This window comes from Cryobacterium sp. TMT1-66-1 (assembly GCF_004403435.1).
GTDB lineage: Bacteria > Actinomycetota > Actinomycetes > Actinomycetales > Microbacteriaceae > Cryobacterium > Cryobacterium flavum.
The window spans coordinates 174,904-191,618 of sequence record NZ_SOGP01000017.1; the positions used below are offsets into that span (position 1 = coordinate 174,904).

The 16,715-nt window shown below is 65.8% G+C and carries 19 protein-coding genes; 11 read left to right on the forward strand and 8 right to left on the reverse strand.

Annotated features, from left to right (window positions below):
* Positions 1-9: 9 nt before the first annotated feature.
* From E3T29_RS12960 to E3T29_RS12970, 3 genes are all read right to left on the reverse strand, one after another.
* On the reverse strand, positions 10-333 hold the full coding sequence (locus tag E3T29_RS12960; RefSeq protein ID WP_104129955.1) for a hypothetical protein: 324 nt from the start codon (positions 331-333) through the stop codon (positions 10-12).
* 66 nt (positions 334-399) lie between these two features.
* Entirely contained in the window at positions 400-672 is a 273-nt protein-coding gene (locus E3T29_RS12965; protein WP_134345872.1) for a glutaredoxin domain-containing protein, read from the reverse strand.
* A 49-nt stretch (positions 673-721) separates the two neighbouring features.
* A complete protein-coding gene (locus tag E3T29_RS12970) occupies positions 722-1,018 on the reverse strand; it encodes a hypothetical protein (RefSeq protein ID WP_134345874.1) in 297 nt (98 codons plus the stop codon).
* A gap of 62 nt (positions 1,019-1,080) precedes the next feature.
* Here E3T29_RS12970 and E3T29_RS12975 point away from each other — a divergent pair, with 62 nt between their 5' ends.
* On the forward strand, positions 1,081-1,371 hold the full coding sequence (locus E3T29_RS12975; RefSeq protein ID WP_134345876.1) for a hypothetical protein: 291 nt from the start codon (positions 1,081-1,083) through the stop codon (positions 1,369-1,371).
* Between the two features lie 47 nt (positions 1,372-1,418).
* Here E3T29_RS12975 and E3T29_RS12980 read toward each other — a convergent pair whose 3' ends face one another.
* Positions 1,419-2,195: an ice-binding family protein gene (locus E3T29_RS12980; RefSeq protein ID WP_134345878.1), complete on the reverse strand. Its 777-nt coding sequence runs from the start codon at positions 2,193-2,195 to the stop codon at positions 1,419-1,421.
* A 253-nt stretch (positions 2,196-2,448) separates the two neighbouring features.
* A complete protein-coding gene (locus E3T29_RS12985) occupies positions 2,449-3,048 on the reverse strand; it encodes a histidine phosphatase family protein (protein ID WP_134345880.1) in 600 nt (199 codons plus the stop codon).
* A 209-nt stretch (positions 3,049-3,257) separates the two neighbouring features.
* Here E3T29_RS12985 and E3T29_RS12990 point away from each other — a divergent pair, with 209 nt between their 5' ends.
* On the forward strand, positions 3,258-4,577 hold the full coding sequence (locus E3T29_RS12990; RefSeq protein ID WP_134346038.1) for a short-chain fatty acid transporter: 1,320 nt from the start codon (positions 3,258-3,260) through the stop codon (positions 4,575-4,577).
* 128 nt (positions 4,578-4,705) lie between these two features.
* Positions 4,706-5,467, forward strand: coding sequence for an endonuclease/exonuclease/phosphatase family protein (locus tag E3T29_RS12995; RefSeq protein WP_134345882.1), 762 nt, complete (start codon positions 4,706-4,708; stop codon positions 5,465-5,467).
* Positions 5,468-5,469: 2 nt separating this feature from the next.
* Here E3T29_RS12995 and E3T29_RS13000 read toward each other — a convergent pair whose 3' ends face one another.
* On the reverse strand, positions 5,470-6,213 hold the full coding sequence (locus tag E3T29_RS13000) for a sulfite exporter TauE/SafE family protein (protein WP_134345884.1): 744 nt from the start codon (positions 6,211-6,213) through the stop codon (positions 5,470-5,472).
* 130 nt (positions 6,214-6,343) lie between these two features.
* Here E3T29_RS13000 and E3T29_RS13005 point away from each other — a divergent pair, with 130 nt between their 5' ends.
* Both E3T29_RS13005 and E3T29_RS13010 read left to right on the forward strand, forming a co-directional pair.
* Positions 6,344-7,018: an HAD-IA family hydrolase gene (locus E3T29_RS13005; protein ID WP_134345886.1), complete on the forward strand. Its 675-nt coding sequence runs from the start codon at positions 6,344-6,346 to the stop codon at positions 7,016-7,018.
* Between the two features lie 164 nt (positions 7,019-7,182).
* Entirely contained in the window at positions 7,183-8,043 is an 861-nt protein-coding gene (locus E3T29_RS13010) for a DarT ssDNA thymidine ADP-ribosyltransferase family protein (protein WP_166792413.1), read from the forward strand.
* Between the two features lie 118 nt (positions 8,044-8,161).
* On the opposite strand, the gene E3T29_RS13015 is transcribed toward E3T29_RS13010, so the two are convergent.
* Positions 8,162-8,719 carry an MOSC domain-containing protein gene (locus E3T29_RS13015; protein ID WP_134345889.1) on the reverse strand — a complete coding sequence of 186 codons (558 nt, stop codon included), beginning with the start codon at positions 8,717-8,719 and terminating at the stop codon, positions 8,162-8,164.
* Positions 8,720-8,856: 137 nt separating this feature from the next.
* Between E3T29_RS13015 and E3T29_RS13020 the strand changes: the two genes are divergently transcribed.
* The 6 genes from E3T29_RS13020 to mgrA all read left to right on the forward strand — a co-directional run bounded on the left by E3T29_RS13020 (position 8,857) and on the right by mgrA (position 14,021).
* Complete coding sequence (locus tag E3T29_RS13020) at positions 8,857-9,180, forward strand: hypothetical protein (protein ID WP_134345891.1); 324 nt, start codon at positions 8,857-8,859, stop codon at positions 9,178-9,180.
* A 140-nt stretch (positions 9,181-9,320) separates the two neighbouring features.
* Entirely contained in the window at positions 9,321-9,809 is a 489-nt protein-coding gene (locus E3T29_RS13025) for a Dps family protein (RefSeq protein ID WP_092340827.1), read from the forward strand.
* Positions 9,810-9,812: 3 nt separating this feature from the next.
* Positions 9,813-10,850, forward strand: a complete 1,038-nt coding sequence (locus tag E3T29_RS13030; protein ID WP_134345893.1) for an acyl-CoA dehydrogenase family protein — start codon at positions 9,813-9,815, stop codon at positions 10,848-10,850.
* The gene (locus E3T29_RS13035; protein ID WP_134345895.1) at positions 10,844-12,244 is read left to right on the forward strand and encodes a bifunctional PIG-L family deacetylase/class I SAM-dependent methyltransferase; all 1,401 of its coding nucleotides are present in this window, start codon (positions 10,844-10,846) and stop codon (positions 12,242-12,244) included. Before E3T29_RS13030 ends, E3T29_RS13035 begins: the two co-directional genes overlap by 7 nt.
* On the forward strand, positions 12,241-12,996 hold the full coding sequence (locus E3T29_RS13040; protein ID WP_241987804.1) for a glycosyltransferase: 756 nt from the start codon (positions 12,241-12,243) through the stop codon (positions 12,994-12,996). Before E3T29_RS13035 ends, E3T29_RS13040 begins: the two co-directional genes overlap by 4 nt.
* Positions 12,996-14,021 (forward strand): L-glyceraldehyde 3-phosphate reductase, encoded by a 1,026-nt coding sequence (mgrA, locus tag E3T29_RS13045; protein ID WP_134345897.1) that lies wholly within the window; start codon positions 12,996-12,998, stop codon positions 14,019-14,021. The genes E3T29_RS13040 and mgrA overlap by 1 nt, the downstream gene beginning before the upstream one ends.
* Before the next feature lie 6 nt (positions 14,022-14,027).
* On the opposite strand, the gene E3T29_RS13050 is transcribed toward mgrA, so the two are convergent.
* Positions 14,028-16,715, reverse strand: a complete 2,688-nt coding sequence (locus E3T29_RS13050) for a DEAD/DEAH box helicase (RefSeq protein ID WP_134345898.1) — start codon at positions 16,713-16,715, stop codon at positions 14,028-14,030.

Genomic DNA, 16,715 nt, shown 5'->3' on the forward strand with positions numbered 1-16,715 from the left:
TACCGCGGTTTAGGGCAGGGAGGCGATGGCAATCGCGATGGCCATCCAGAGCGGCATCGCCGCGACCATGAGTGCGAGGCCGACCCACTGCAGGCGAGTGTAGGCCGGGTCGGCGTCGCCGCGCTTGCGGGTGCGCACGATGTCGACCACGGACACGACCATGCCCACGAACATCAGTGGAGACACGGTCAACAGGGCGAGAATGTTCAGCGCATCGGTGCGCACGGCCAGAGCTACGGCCACGCCGAGGGCACTGTAGACCACGAAAAGTACCGCGCTGATCCACAGCGAAATGGGAACGCGCCGTGTCGTAGGTGTGAGCGTTGCGTGCATGGTGCGACCCCCGTTGGTATCTACGATTTCTGACAGTAGCACGGGGGTGGCGGCTACGGCGTCGGGTCAGCTCAGGCGGCCGAGCTGCGTGAGCTTGGTTCGCACCTCGGCGTCGCTCGGCTCGACCAGGTGGGTGTCGTCGGGAAACACGATGACGGGAATGTTGGTGCGCCCGCTGATGGCGCGGGCGCGGTCGGCACCGTCTTCGACGAGCAGCAGGTCCACGTAGTCGTAGTCCACCTCGAGGCGGTCGAGCAGCGACTTGGAACGGCGGCAGTCGCCGCACCACTCCGCCCCGTACATCGTGATGCGCGGTGCAGGGGCAGTGGCTTCAGTCATACCAGAGAGCTTATGCGGCGCGCCTGTGTGCCGCGGGTGGGCATCCGCTTTAGTCGTGTAGGTGGTCGACCTGCCAGCCGGTGGACTGCTCCAGCAGATCCAGAATATTTTGAGCGGATGCCCGCGCCTCGGCCTGGCTGCGCGCGTCCACCACGTCGATGGTCAGCGGCAGGCTCTCGCCGAACTTGGGAATCTCCACGTCAATCCGGCCGCCGTCGGGTAGTGCGATGAAGGCGTTCGCTCCGGTCTCCTCCTCAACTTTGGTGCTGAGGGCGGTCGCGATGACCCAGAGGGCATCGGGCTTGGTGCGCTGAACCTGGGCAACGATCGTGGCCGTGAAGGTCATGGGTCTCCGAACTTGAGGGGAAGAGGACTCGTACAGTAAAGCAGTACCCGTACCCTGAAACCATGCCTTCTTATCGCGTGACCATGAGTATCGAATCCCTGCACCCGGGAACCGCGCCCGCTTCGGTCGTGCCCCGAGCCGCGGCGGCGGCCGCGGAATTCACCACGGTGGAGGCTTCTGATCTCACTATCGTCGCGGGAGCCGCCCGGGTCATCGTGCGTTTCACAGCGGATGACGCGGCGTCGGCTCTCCAGATCGGCGCCCACGTGGTGGCCGACCTGCGCGTCGTGGCCGAGCTGCGAGCATTCATGGTCACCGAACGGGTAAAGGGGACCTGGGTGCCGGTGCGTTAACGACCACAGCGCGGGTGACCAGAGTCACCCGCGCCTTTTTTGCTGCGTTACTCGACGGGCGCGGTGACCGTGTTGCTCTGCAGGGTGACGGCCGTCTGGGCCAGGAGACGGCCGTTGATGGTCGCTCCGGTCTTCATGGCGATCATGGTGTGGCTGAGAATGGTGCCTTCGAAGTGCGCGGTCGTGCCGATCGCGACGGATCCGGCAACCTGCCAGAATACGTTCTTCGCCTGCACGCCGCCGGCCAGGATCACGTTCTGGGCGGAGGCCTGTTCCAGGTCCTTGGAGATCTGAAAGATGAAGACGTCATCCGCGGTGCCCGTGAGGACGACATCGGTGGAGATGTTCACGTCGGTGCCCCACTTGTAGAGGCCCTGGGTGAGGGTCAGGCCGCCGATTTCGCCGGCGCCCAGGTTGATGTAGTCGGGAGTGGTGCGCCCGGCGGCATCGGTGTACGCGATCTCGAGGTCGCTGACGGCAGCGGTGAGATAGGTGTCGTCGGTCACCTTGCAGGAGGGGCCCTCGGCGTCGACGCTGTAGATGGTTCCGTTGGTCACCTCGGGGCAGGTGAGGTGAATTGCTGCGCCGGTGATGGGGCTCGCGCCCACATTGCCGCTGACCGACGAGGCGTAGACATCCGTGATGCCGGACTTCGAGAGGATGGCGAAGGTGCCGGCCTCGCCGAGGGCGACCGCTGCGCGCGGGGCGGTCTCAGCGGCGACGGCTCCGCCGACTCCGATGCTGCCGACTCCGATGATGCCGACGACCAGCAGGGCGCCGAGAAGTCGCTTGCGCGACGGTGAAAGCTGTGTGAACGTACTCATGGTGTTTTCCCTCTCCAAAGACCCGCACGATGCGGGTCGGGGCAGGGCCACGCGCGGGCATGGTCGCCGATGCTGCACATCGGGTTTCTCCCGTTGACCGGGCTCGCGAGCAGGTAGCGCCCCCAAGCCCCCACTGGTCGTGCCCTCCGGGCGCAATCCGCACATTCGTTCGTGCGCCCCCACGACAATGGTTCCAACGAATAGAATCTGTCTAACCCCAGACTAGGGGCATTTGCGGCTATTCGGGGGCCAGTTAGACGACGGGGTCCATCGAACTCAGGTGGCAGGCGTCGTTCCACATCTGCAGTACTCGGTTCTCGCGCTCCCAGCCGAGGGTGGACACAGTTGCGGTGCCGAGGCTCAGGCTCTTGCCGGCGGCCGCTGGCAGGCCCATCCAGCGTGCGGTCATGATGCGCAAAAAATGTCCGTGGGCGAAGACGGCCACCCGGCCCTCGGCGGCGAGGCACAATTCGATGGCGAGATCGGCGCGAGCGCCCACCTCGTCAACGGATTCGCCCCCCGCAATTGGGTTGCCCCACACGGTCCAGCCGGGAATCTCCGAGCGGATGTCCGCGGTACGGCGACCCTCATAGACCCCGTAATCCCACTCCAGCACGTCGTCGCTTGCCACTCCCTGCCCGCCGTAGCCGGCCCGTTCCATGGTCTCCCAGGCGCGCACCAGCGGGCTCGAGTAGACCCGATCGAAGTGTTCCCCGTCGAGCATCTCGCCGAGGGCATCCGCTTGTTGGCGGCCAAAGTCGGTCAGCGGAACGTCGGTGCGCCCGGTGTGCTGACCCGAGATGCTCCACTCGGTCTGTCCGTGGCGGATGAGAACGATGTCGTTCTGGGTCATGCGGCTCCCTCACTGCGCCACCGGAACGCGGCGGCCCGACAAGTCTACGTTTCGTGCGTCGGGGTAGCCCCGACCGGGGAGTAGACGACCTGACTGCTACGTTTATATGGTCAGTGCAGATGCCCTGAGCCACAATGCTGTAGCAACTCAGGGGGACCTTCGTGTCAACTACCACTGAAAAACGCGCCACCGGCCCGGCCGCCGCGTTCATGCGCCCGATCAACTCGCTCGTCGAACGGTTCATTCCGAGCGCCCTCGTGTTCGTGATCGCACTGACCGTGATCGTGGCCGTTCTCGCCCTGATCCTCACCGATTCCGGCCCGATCGACGTCGTGCGCAGCTGGGGTGACGGCCTGGCCGGGCTGCTCGCCTTCATGACGCAGATGGCGCTCGTGCTGCTGCTCGGGCACATTCTGGCCAACACGACTCCGGTGCACCGGTTGCTGGTGCGGCTCGGTGGTGTGCCGCGAACGGCTCTGCAGGCCTACATCTTCGTGTTCACCGTCGCCGCGGTGGCCTGCCTTATCACCTGGGGCCTCGGCCTCGTGGTCGGCGGGTTGCTGGCCAAGGAGGTGGCCTTTCAATTGCGGGCCAAGGGTGTACCGGTGCACTTTCCCCTGCTGGTCGCCGCGGGATACTCGGGCTTTGTCATCTGGCATATGGGCTATTCCGGTTCGGGCCCGCTCACCGCGGCCACCGAGGGCTCCTTTCTGGCCGAGCAGCTCGGCCGCACGATCTCGCTGGCCGACACCACATTCTCCGCGTGGAATATCACGGCGGCTATCGCGACGATCGTGGTTGTGGGCCTCGCCCTGGCGCTGGTCGCCCCGCGCCGGGGTGTTCCGGTCTTCGTGCTCGAGGTTGATGCACGCGAGAAGCAGGTCGCGCAGGAAAGTGTCGTGACGCCCGCTGACCGACTGGATGCCAGTCGCATCCTGACCCTGATCGTGGGTCTCGCTCTGGTGGCGTACCTCGTCATCCACTTCGTCGAAGGGGGAACACTCACCCTCGACATCGTGAACTGGTCGTTCCTCGCGCTCATCTTTCTGCTCGTGCGCAACCCGTTCGAACTCATCCGGCTCACCAAGGACGCCGCGTCGAACGTCGGCGACATTCTGCTGCAGTTTCCGCTCTACGCGGGCATCCTCGGCATGATGGTCGGCTCGGGACTGATCGGCGTCTTCTCCGACTTCTTCGTGAACGTGTCGACCCCGGCAACCTTCGGCGTCATGGCGCTGCTCGCGGCCGGGCTGGTCAACTTCTTCGTACCCTCCGGCGGCGGCCAGTTCGCGGTGCAGGGCCCGATCATGCTTGACGCGGCCGAGCGCCTCGGCGTCGACCCGTCGGTGGCTATCATGGCCGTCTCCTACGGTGACCAGTGGACCAACATGATCCAGCCGTTCTGGGCGCTGCCGTTGCTGGCGATCGCCGGGCTGAAGATGCGCGACATTCTCGGCTACACGACGATCACCTTTCTGGCGGCAGGTCTGGTCTTCATCGCGACCATGTTCATTGTCGGCGCCGGCTAGCCCCTGACGGGGGTCGACCGCAGGCTGGATGCCACCTGCGCATGTGCCAACAGACCCCGGATGTTCAATTTCGACCACGGAGAGAGTCGTAGGCTTGAGGCATAGCCATCAAGTCTGAGACGGGTGCCATGAGGGTCATTAGTTACAACCTCCGCAAGAATCGTGCCAGCAGCGAACTCGTCGCCCTGGCCGAGCGTTACAGTCCCAACATTCTCTGCCTGCAGGAATGCAACACCATCGATCTGCCGGCCGAGGTCGGGCATCTGCACCTGGCGGATTCGACCCACCGCAACCGGCTCGGCCTGGCCATCTACTACAACCGGGACCGCTTCACGGCGATCAAGACGCAGACCTTTGCGCTCAAGAAGTCGCTGCACGACCGCGTCGCCGCGCCCGCGCACGAGCGCCTGATCGCCACCCGCCTCATCGACAATGTGGCGCAGCGTGAACTCGTCGTCGCCTCCTTTCACGCGGCTCCTCTCACCGCGCTCAACTCCCTGCGCCGCAACCAGATCCGCACCGCGCACGAAGAACTGGGCATCCTCGGCCCCGGCCTGCCGACCCTCATGGTCGGCGACTACAACTACCCGATCTTCCAGGGCAAACTCGGCAACAAGGTGAACCAATCCGGCTACGACCTCACGCTCAGCGACACGCGCACCTACACCCGCTACAAGTTCTTTCGCGGGCATTTCGATCTGGCCACGTCAATGGGGCTTACCATCGCCAACGTCGAGACCCTCCCGCAGGGTACCTCGGACCACATGCCCATTCTGGTGACGGCCACCTATCCCGACGAGCAAATGATGCAAACAGATGCCTCACATCACCTCGCGTATCCGGCCGCCTCCGAATCGGTGTCGGTCGAGGGCGTCGACTTCACGATCTGAGTTCAGGCGAGCAGCTCGAGCGCTCCGCGCACGATGGTCGCGCACGACCCGAGATAGGCCACGATAACGAGCAGGCGTCGGGCCACGTGCGGCTCGATCACCGTGCTCAGCCGGTCGCCCACGATAAGCCCGACAATGCAGGCGCACGCGATCAACACCCAGACCAGCACGGGCAGGTGCGGCAGATCGGCCGATCCCAGGGCGAACTTTGAGGCCAGGGACGCCAGCCCGATCGTGAGAAAGTACGGCTGCATGGTCGCGGCGAATGACCGTTGCGGCCATCCAATGGCGATCGCGTAAATGCTCACTGCCGGGCCGCCGACCCCGGCAGTGGTGTTCATAAACCCGCTGGCCATCCCGGCTATCACGCGAAAACCGGTTCGGTCGGGCAGAACGACGCGGCCCAGATTGACCGAGATGGTCAGGCCGGCGATCACGAGTACGCCGATCGAAATTTCGAGCCAGGCCGCCGGCACGAACTGCAGCACGTAGGAGCCCGGCACGATGCCGATGACAGCGCAGATCGCCAGAATGCCGTAGCGCCGCCAGTCCACCTGCCGAAACACGCGCAGCAAAATGATGCTCGCGGTGAGCGCTCCGCACACGTTGACTACGATGACGCCATCGACCGGCCCAAGCAGCAGCACCAGAAACGGGGCTGCGACGAGGGCGAACCCCATGCCGGTGATGCGCTGCATGCTCGAGCCGATCAGAACGGCCGCAATCACCAGAACGGTCGTCCCCACGGTACGGTCTCCCAGCTTGATTATTTGCTATCCACGATACCTGCCCGTACCCCCGCCGAATGGCGTGGCCATTGATGCGTGGCCTACCGTTGAGGAACGGCACTCAGCCGCCACGACGAAAGGACAGCGGATGCCCGACCCCGGTACCGAGAACGTTTTGCAGGGGCGCACCTTCGATGCCGTGCTCTTCGACATGGACGGCACCCTCATCGATTCCACGCCCGCGGTCAACCGCTCGTGGGCACTGTGGGCCGAAGAATGGGGAGTGGCCAAGGACGAGACGTCCCACGGACGCCCGGCCCGCGACATCATCGAGGAACTCGTGCCGGCTGAACGTGTCGACGAAGCGATCGCGCGTATTCTCGAGCTCGAAACCGCCGACACCAACGACATCACCGTGCTGCCCGGCGCCGCCGCGCTCATGAACAGCCTGCCGGAGAGTCGACGGGCCATTGTCACGTCCTGCGCGCGGCCACTGGCGGTCGCGCGGCTGGGGGCATCCGCTTTGGTGGCACCGAAGGTGATCGTGACCATCGATGACACCCCCCGTGGCAAACCCTTTCCGGAGCCGTTTCTCGAGGGAGCCGCGCGGCTCGGAGTCGACCCGCGACGCTGCCTGGTGATCGAGGATGCGCCCGCCGGATTGCAGGCCGGCCGAGCCGCCGGCTGCACCACGATCGGCGTCGCCGGAACCTATGCTGCCGCCGAGCTTGACGCCGATCTCATTGTTCCCGGGCTTGACCACCTGCGCATCGAGGTCGCGGCTGGCGGACTGATTTTTCGTCTCGTGTCGCCGAATAGCTAAGAACGGTCACCGTCACCACCCAAATGAACGTAACGTTGATAGGCGGTATGCGCGTTCGGCTTTTCCGAGTGGCGCGAGTGCGCGAAACGAAAGGTTCTTCCCTCTTGGACGACGAATGCATCCACGGACTCGAGGGCCAATTGTGCGCCCTGTGCTATCCCAAAGTGGTCACTGAACCCCTCACCCCGGTGAAGAAGACCCGCGCGCCGAAGCTGTCCTCGCTGCGCGACCCGCTGCCGACCGCGTCCATGCCCGCCGCCCGCGCGGCTCGCCCGGTTCGCGTCGCCGGAGCCCCGCGACCGGTGCGGGCCGAGAAAGTGTCGACCGACAACGTCGACGAGCAGCGCGTGTATCACCTCACCCACATCAGCAACCTCGCCGCGATCCTGAAGGACGGGCGCCTGCTGGCCAACGCCGCCCTGACGACACGTCCGGTTGTGGACATCTCCGCCCCGGCCACGCGCGAGCTGCGCCGGTCGGCACTGGTCGCCGGCGATGGTCGCAGCGTTGCCGAGTACGTGCCGTTCTTCCTGTCGCCGAACGCGACCGTGTGGGAGAGCGTGCGCGCCGAGACCGCTGACCCGCTGCTGGCGCTCGACGCCCACGGTTCCGAGGCCTTCGATTTCGTCATGCTCGTCAGCACGGTCAAGAAGATCAACGACGGTCTCGCTGCGGTTACCGGCACGGCCACGGATGCTGACGCCACCGACGAGCCGGCCCCCCTCGTTCCCAGCGTGGTCGCCGTCACGAACGGTGACGCCGCCGGAGCGCTCACCCGGTTCGGCGCCACGCCGGCCACCGCCGAGCGCATGCTGCAGACCCTGCGTGCCGAGGCCGACGGCGCGATGATCCTCGAAGCCGAGCTGCTCGTGCCCGACGCCGTGCCGATGGAACTGATCACGCTCATCGGCGTCTGTAACGACAACGTGCGCGAGACCGTGCGCGGCATCCTGAAAGCCAGCGCGTTCAAGCCCAAGGTAGCGGTCTACCCGCCGTGGTTTCACAGCTCCGCTGACGCCCAATAGCAAGATCGAGCCACTTTTTCCGGACGGGGCCCGGGCCCCGTCCACGGGCCCAGTTTATAAACTGGGCCCACGGACGTAAGGTGGGCCCGGTGGCGGGCCGGCGCGCAAACGTTCGAGGCTAGACGATGCCGAGGGGCAGGTGTTCGCCAGCGGGCAGCTCCACCCGAATGCCGTCGCCCGGCTGCACGACACCGCCGGTGACCACGACGCCCATGATGCCGCCGCGCCGCTCAACGGTACCGGCGGCATCCGTTCTGATCAGCTGCTTCATCAGGCCTTTTTGGTACCCGTTGATCTGCGAACACGGACTGCGCATGCCGGTGATCGACACCGAAGCCTCGGCGCCGAGGTGCAGCAGGGTTCCGAGCGGCAGCTGCATCAGGTCGATTCCGGTGGTCGTCACGTTCTCGCCGAGTTCGCCCGGAGCCACGATGTGGCCGGTAGGCGTGAGAGCGCCGAAGAGTTCGGCCGCGATGAAGTGCACCTGGCAGAGGTTCGGAGCCGACGGGTTGCGCTTCTTCAGATAGAGGTGTTGCGCCGTGGCGCCAGCGTGCGAGTCACCCTCGACGCCGAATCCGGCCAGCAAACGGATGCTGCTCACCACCGGCTTGCTGAAGCGGTGCTCGTCATCACGGCTGACGGAAACAACCGTGCCAGCGGGTCCGTCACTTGTCATGCCACCGATTCTGCCACAGCGCACGCACGTTCGAAGAGATGTGTGAAACACCGAGAGCGCAGGCGTCAAAATGTTTGTGTCAAGCGGTTGACGCGGCAACTTGCCGGGCCTACATTGCATCAGTGGAAAGGTTGCCGATGACCAGTGTTGCCCCGGGCCAGCCCGACGAGTCCCGCACCGTGACCGCACCTACGCCGCCGGTTGGAACCAATCCAACGGTCGAACGCGCAGACGAACCGGCACCATATATAGCGCGCCCCTACCGAGCGCTCGAGCGAGAACTGGAACGCGCGGTGCGCGACCGGGCCGAGGTCAACCTGCGAGTTACAGCGGCGGTGACCGCCATGCACGACGGCGGCGGCACCTGGGCCGCTATCGCGCGCATCCTCGGTACCGCCCCGCAGACCGCACACAAGAAGTACAGCAAACCGCGGCCGGCGCGCACGACCACCGCCGACTGAGCCTGGCGCGAGCATCCATCTGGCCATTGCCGGGGGCCGCACGTCGGGTCTGCGGCCCTCGGTCGGGTGGTGGCATTGTGGCCCAAATTCCGCGGCGGTGATATGGTCTGGAGGCAAATCTCCCCGATTGAAAGGACACCATGCACGCCTCCGAATCTCTCAGCAACAACCTGCAGTCCGTCTTGGTCGACATGATCGAGCTGCACGTTCAGGGCAAGCAGGCGCACTGGAGCGTCGTCGGCAAGAACTTTCGCGACCTGCACCTGCAGCTCGATGAAATCATCGTCGATGCTCGCGAATTCTCCGACGAAGTAGCCGAGCGGATGCGCGCCCTCGACGCTATGCCCGATGGCCGCAGCGAGACGGTCACCAAAACCACCCACCTGCCCAAGTTTCCCGACGGAGAAGTCGACACAGCCGAGACGGTGACGCTCATCACCGAACGCCTCGATGCCGTCGTTGACAATATGCGCAAGGTGCACGATGAGGTCGACGAGGAAGACCCCACCAGCGCCGACATCCTGCACGCATTTATCGAGAAGCTCGAGCAGTACTCCTGGATGGTCAGCGCTGAGAACCGCAAACCGCGCAAGCGGTCTGCGGTGAAGTCCGCCCACCGCTCCTCCTAACATATGCGGCTTGAAGCGAACCCGCGGCCGGCTGAACTGTTCCGTGTTGGCGATGAATTGGCCGCCGCCGCCAGCGCGGTCAACGGTGACGCGCGGCGGGCGCTGACGCTCGCGAGCTCCCTCGCATCCGTTCCCCGGCCGGGGGAAGGGCGCACCCGGCAGCTCTTCGACACCCTGTCGACGCTCGGGGCCGCTGACCTCACGGCGGCACGGGTGGTCGAGGCGCATCTCGACGCGCTGGCGGTACTCCACCAGGCGGGCTACCCGGCCCGGCCCGACCAAACCTGGGGTGTCTTCGCGGCGGAGGGACCAGGGATGACGCTCACGGCCATGCCGGCGGATGGCGGCTGGCGGCTCAACGGCGTCAAGCCGTGGTGTTCCCTCGCCGGACTGCTCAGCCACGCCCTCGTGAGCGCGCACGTTGCTCGCCCGGACGCCACAACCGGCCGACGGCTGTTCGCCGTCGATCTGCGTCAACCCGGGCTGACCGCGCACGACGACGTCTGGGTGGCCCGCGGGCTCGCCCAGGTGACGAGCGGTCCGGTCGATTTCTCGCACGTGGCTGCCGATCCGGTCGGCGACGACGGATGGTACCTGAGCCGACCGGGCTTCGCCTGGGGTGGTATCGGTGTGGCAGCAGCGTGGTGTGGCGGTGCGGTGGGACTGGCGCGCACACTGTACGATTCCGTCCACAGCCGCATTCCCGACCAGATCGCCCTCGCCCACCTCGGGGCCGTCGATCTGGCGGTGACGGCGGCGCACACTTCGCTTGCGGCGGCGGCCGCAGCCATCGACGCCGGGGCCGCCGATGGAGAGGCCGGTTCGATCCTGGCCGCACGCGTGCGCGGAATCGTCGCGCGCACGGTCGATGACGTCATATTCCACATCGGGCATGCACTGGGGCCGGCACCCCTGGCGCTCGACGCCCGGCATGCCCAGCGGGTCGCCGACCTGCAGCTGTATGTGCGCCAGCACCACGCCGAACGCGACGATGCGGCGTTGGGCCACATGCTCGTGGCGACAGGGAGTGCGCCATGGTGACGTTCAATCATTCCGCCAGCGGAACACCCGAGAAGACCTGGGAAGCAGCCCACTGGCCCGATCGGTTCACCCCACTCGGCCTCGACACCCTCAAACGCCTGGTTGTCGTGTCAGCGCATCCCGACGACGAGAGTCTCGGTGTCGGCGGCCTCATCGCCCACGTCGCCGGGCTCGGGCTGCCGATCGTCGTGATCGTACTCAGCAACGGCGAGGCGTCGCACCCGAAGTCGCAGACCCACGACCCGGCCAGACTCGCGCAGATCCGCCGCATTGAGGTGACGGATGCCCTCGCACACCTCGCCCCGAACGCTCAGGTTCACCTGCTGGAACTTCCCGACGGCAAACTCGCCGAGCACGTGGCCATCGCCGAGGGAGCGATCGCCGAGGCAATCGGCGACGCTGGCGACTCGACCTGGGTGGTGGCGCCGTGGCGCGCCGACGGGCATCCGGATCATGTTGCAGCCAGTGCGGCCGCGGAACGCGCCGTGCGTGAACGACGGGCGCGCCTGTTCGAATACCCGATCTGGGCCTGGCACTGGTCGACCCCTGACGATGCAGTATGGCCTTTGGAAACCGTTCGGTTATTTCAACTGAAGCCGGCCGAACGCAAGGCCAAGGCTCGAGCCCTCGCGTTGCATCGCAGCCAGGTGGGTCCCCTGTCGGATTCCCCCGGCGATGAAGCCATCGTGCCGCCCGGTTTTCGGGCGCACTTCGCGCGCGACTTTGAAACGCTGATCGAGGTGGGTTCGCGGCCTAACTCTCCAGCGGATGCCCGCGCCAACCCCGACCGCACCGTCACCGCTGGGTATTTCGACACCGTCTACTCCTCCGGCCCAGACCCGTGGGGTTTTGAGGCCCGGTGGTATGAGAAACGCAAGCGAGCGACCCTCATCGCGGCACTGCCCCGGCAACGGTTCGGTACCGCCTTGGAATTGGGCTGCTCCACCGGTGTGCTCACCGCCGAACTGGCCGACCGCTGTGAGACCGTGCTGGGAGTCGATCTGGTCGAGCAGCCTCTCGTCATTGCCCGGCAACGGCTCGCGGGCCGCCCGGGAGTGAGCTTTGAGCGCAGAACTCTGCCGGGGGACTGGCCGGAGGGGGAGTTCGAACTGATCGTGCTGTCGGAGGTGGGGTATTACTGCTCGGCCGGCGACCTGCGCCGCCTGCTCGAACGATGCCGCGCCAGTCTCGCCGCCGGCGGGGTACTCGTGGCCTGCCACTGGCGGCATCCGGTCGCCGATTACCCGCTCACCGGCGACGCGGTTCACGCCCAGCTCACCCACGTGGTGGGGCTACAGCGCACCGTGCACCATCTGGAACGTGACTTCGTACTGGAAGTCTACGAGCAGCGGCCGGCCCTGTCGGTGGCCCAGCGCGACGGGCTGGTGCCGTGACCGAACCCCTGCCGATCACAGACGTGGTCATCGTCGTTCCCGTGCGCAACGAAGAGGTGCTGCTGCCGCGCTGCTCGAGCGCGCTGTCCGCGGCAATCGACACGCTGAGTGTCGTGCCGGAGCCGGAGCGACCGCGAGTGTTCGTGGTTCTGGTGCTGGACCAGTGCACGGACCTGTCCGCGCGCGTCGCCGCTCACTGGAGCGCTTTTCGACGTTACGAGATCGCGGCTGGGGCGGTCGGTGTAGCCCGCCGCGACGGTATTCGGCACGCGCTGGGGCGGCTTGGGTGTTTGCAAACGGATGGAGCGGCATCCGCTTCGCAGATTTGGATCGCGACGACCGATGCAGACTCGGCCGTGCCGCCGAACTGGCTGGTCACCCAACTCGCCCTGGCGCGTAACGGGGCCGAGCTTGTGCTCGGAACCGTGCAGCCCGATGACGATCTGGCCGCCCACGAACTGCTGCGCTGGGAGGAGCTGCACACGATCGGCGAGGGGCATCCGCACGTTCACGGCGCCAATCTGGGTGTACGTGCCGACCGCTATCTTGCTGCCGGGGAATTTGCGCCCGTTGATCGGGATGAAGACGTGCTGCTCGTGGCAGCGCTGCGCAATCTCGGGGTGGTCGAGGCCCGCACGGCGCTGATTCCCGTATTGACCTCTGGGCGACGAATCGGTCGGGCCCCGGCCGGTTTCGCCGGATACCTGCGTGATCGTATCCACACTGACCAGAAAAATGGGATCATGTTCTGATGACCTATCTCCCGAATGAATCCCGCTACAAGTCCATGCCGTACCGCCGGGCGGGGCGGAGCGGCCTCAAACTTCCCGCCATTTCGCTGGGCCTGTGGCAGAACTTCGGTGATGATAAGCCGCTCGCAACGCAACGAGCCATTCTGCGCCGAGCCTTCGATCTCGGCATCACCCACTTCGACCTCGCCAACAACTACGGGCCTCCCTACGGCTCGGCCGAAACCAACTTCGGTCAGCTGTTCCGTGAAGACTTCGCGGCGCACCGCGACGAGGTCGTGCTTTCCACCAAGGCTGGCTACGACATGTGGCCGGGCCCGTACGGCAACTTCGGCAGCCGCAAATACCTGCTGTCGAGCCTCGATCAGTCGCTCTCCCGCATGGGGGTGGACTACGTCGACATCTTCTACTCCCATCGAGCCGACCCCGACACTCCGCTCGAAGAGACCATGGGCGCCCTGCACACGGCCGTCACGAGCGGCCGTGCCCTGTACGCCGGAATCTCCTCGTACTCGCCGGAGCGCACCCGCGAGGCCGCGGCGATTCTGGCTGACCTCGGCACGCCGCTGCTCATTCACCAGCCTTCGTATTCCATGTTCAACCGGTGGGTCGAGGGCGACCTGCTCGACACCCTCGAAGACATCGGAGCCGGCTGCATTGCGTTCTCGCCGCTGGCCCAGGGACTGCTCACCGACCGCTACCTTGGTGGTATCCCGGCCGACTCCCGGGTGGCCAGGGACGGATCGGCGAACAAGTCGATGGTGAGCGCGGAGGCGCTGACTCACATTCGGGCGCTGACCGAGATCGCGTCCGAACGCGGCCAGTCGCTCGCACAGATGGCACTGGCTTGGATTCTGCGCAATTCCGAGGTGACCAGCGCTCTGATCGGCGCCTCGTCGGTTGCCCAGCTCGAAACCAACGTCGGGGCGCTGCAGAACCTTGAGTTCAGCGCCGAGGAACTCACCGCGATCGACGTGCATGCCGTCGATAACGGCATCAACCTCTGGGCAGCCTCAAGCGACGTCTAACCCTGGTCACGGTTCGAGCAGGCCGCGAATGTCGTCGGCGGTGAGCGCGGTGCTGAACATGGCATCGTCGTCGAGGACCGAACTGAACAGTTGGGACTTCTGCTTCTGCAGCGCCACCACCTTCTCCTCGATGGTGCCGGTGGCGACGAGTCGGTAGACCATCACGTTTCGGGTCTGGCCGATGCGGTGGGTGCGGTCGATGGCCTGCGTCTCGGTCTGCGGGTTCCACCACGGGTCAAGCAGAAAGACATAGTCGGCTTCGGTGAGGTTGAGACCGAAGCCGCCGGCCTTGAGGCTGATCAGAAACACTGGCGCGGCCCCGCTCTTGAACCGGTCGATCACCTCGCTGCGGCGCAGCGTCGACCCGTCGAGATAGCAATACGGAACGCCCTGCGCGTCGAGCCGGGCGGCCGCGAGCTTCAGAAAAGAGGTGAACTGGCTGAAGATGAGGGCCTTGTGCCCCTCGGCGATGACATCGTCGAGCTGCTCGAACAGGGCGTCGAGCTTGCTCGAGCGCACGCCGGCATACTTCTTATCGACGAGCGAAGCGTCGAGACTGAGCAGCCGCAACAGGGTGAGCGAACGAAAAATGATGAACCGGTTCTTGTCGAGCTCCTCGATCAGCCCGTAGAGTTTCTGCCGTTCGCGCTGCAGGAAGGTGTCGTAGAGCTTCTGGTGCGCCGGGTTCAGCGCGATCTGCAGTTCCTGTTCCTGCTTCGGCGGCAGGTCGCGGGCGACGACCTCCTTGGTGCGGCGCAAAATCAGCGGGCGGATGCGCCGGCGCAGCTTCGCGAGCCGCTCCGGGCCAGATCCAATCGTCACTGGCCCACGGGTCACCGGCCGCACGTAGTCCTCGGTGAATTTGCGCGACGACGCGAACAGGCCGGGAGCGACGATGCTGAACAGGGACCACAGGTCCATCAGGTTGTTCTCGATCGGGGTGCCGGTGATGGCCAGTTTGAACGGTGTGTCCAGCTCCTTCGCGCAGGCATACGCTCGGCTGGTGCGGTTCTTCACGAACTGCGCCTCATCGAGAATGAGGCCGGCCCAGGACACCGCCTGATACGCGTCGAAGTCGAGACGGAACAGCGCGTAGGAGGTGACGAGCACGTCGATGCCTGCGGCGGCATCCGCTATCAGGGTGCGACTTTTCGCCTCGGTCGCGGTGAGCGTGCGAACCGTGAGGCCCGGGGCGAATCGGGTCGCCTCGCTGCGCCAGTTCGCCACAACGGATGTCGGGGCCACGACCAGAAACGGCCCCGAGCCTCTCGCGTGCACCAGCAGCGCCAGGGTTTGCAGCGTCTTGCCGAGCCCCATGTCATCGGCGAGCACCCCGCCGAGCTGGTGCTTCCACAAGAACGCGAGCCAGGCGAAGCCCTCCTGCTGGTAGGGGCGGAGGGTGGCATGCACTTCAGCGGGCAATTCAACCGCGTCGACACCGCTCAGGTCTTTCAGGCCGGCGGCGGCGGCCCGCCAGGACACGGCCGGCACGGTCTCGTCGGCGAGGTCCTCGAAATCGCTCCACAGGCTGGCCTGGTAGCGGCTGATGCGCAGGCCCGTTTCCCATTCCTGCAGCGCGCGGGCTTCGTTGATGAGCTCGTGCAGCTGCTCAAACTCGGGTTGCTTGAGCGACAGGTAGCTGTTGTCGACCAGTTTCAGGCGGGTCTGCCCCTTCGCGAGGGCCTTGAACAGCGGGCCGAACGGCACCGTGATCGCCCCGACCGTGACGATCACGCCGAGGTCGAACCAGTCGCGCTGGTCGGTCTCCACGGTTGTGATCACGAGGTGGGGCGTTTCGGTGCGCTCAAAGTTGTCCGGCAATACCTCGGGGAAGTGCACTGATGAATCGGTGCTGGTGACCGCGACCCTGCGCTGCAAAGCCGGGTAGACCGTTCCGAGAAACTCGGCCGTGTCGGCCGCGGGAACGATCGCCGCGTCGACCTGCCCGACCAGGTGACGCTGCTCGGCGCTCAGCGGGCCGGCGGTCGGCGCGAGGGTGAACACGGTGGGGGCGCCGAATTGCACACTGTAGACGCCGTGGCCAGCGATGATTCCGGCGGCCTCGAGCGGATGCGGGGCGCCGTCGATCTGCAGCCGGGCTTGCAGGGCGACCGGGCCGGCGGCATCCGTTTGGGAGGCGTCGAGGCTGATCTCGGCGAGCGAACCGACCCGCACGGTGACGTCTTTTTTGTTGCCGACCAGGCCGATGCCGAGCTGCTCCGCCTCGCGCAGCAGGGGCCAGAGTAGCGGGCTGGTGAAATTATCGAGGTAGATCCAGTCGGTTTCCTGGCTGGTGTAGACCTCGCGTACCGCCTTGTACAGGGCGGCAAACTGAGAGATCCAGCGGTGGTGCTCGGGGTCGAGGTTGAACCGGTTCAGCTGAAAGGTGAGGTGACTCCAGGTGACATTGCTGCGCACCCAGTTGCCCTGGGCGTTGTGAATGACCGGTCGCACGCCGAGCCGGTACTCACCGTGGCTGGGCGTGAGCGCCTTCACGGGCTTGGCTGTCGGGCCGCGCCAGCGGTCGTTGGTGCGCGGCGTCTGCTCGCGCAGCTCGAACTGCAGTCCCATCGGTACCTTTGGGCCGGTGGCGACCGGCCGCGGCTGACCGAAATTACCGATACGCGGCACAGCGGATGCCGACTGCTCCGGCGGCAGCACCAGTCGCTTCCAGGCCGGGGTGTCCTCTGACAT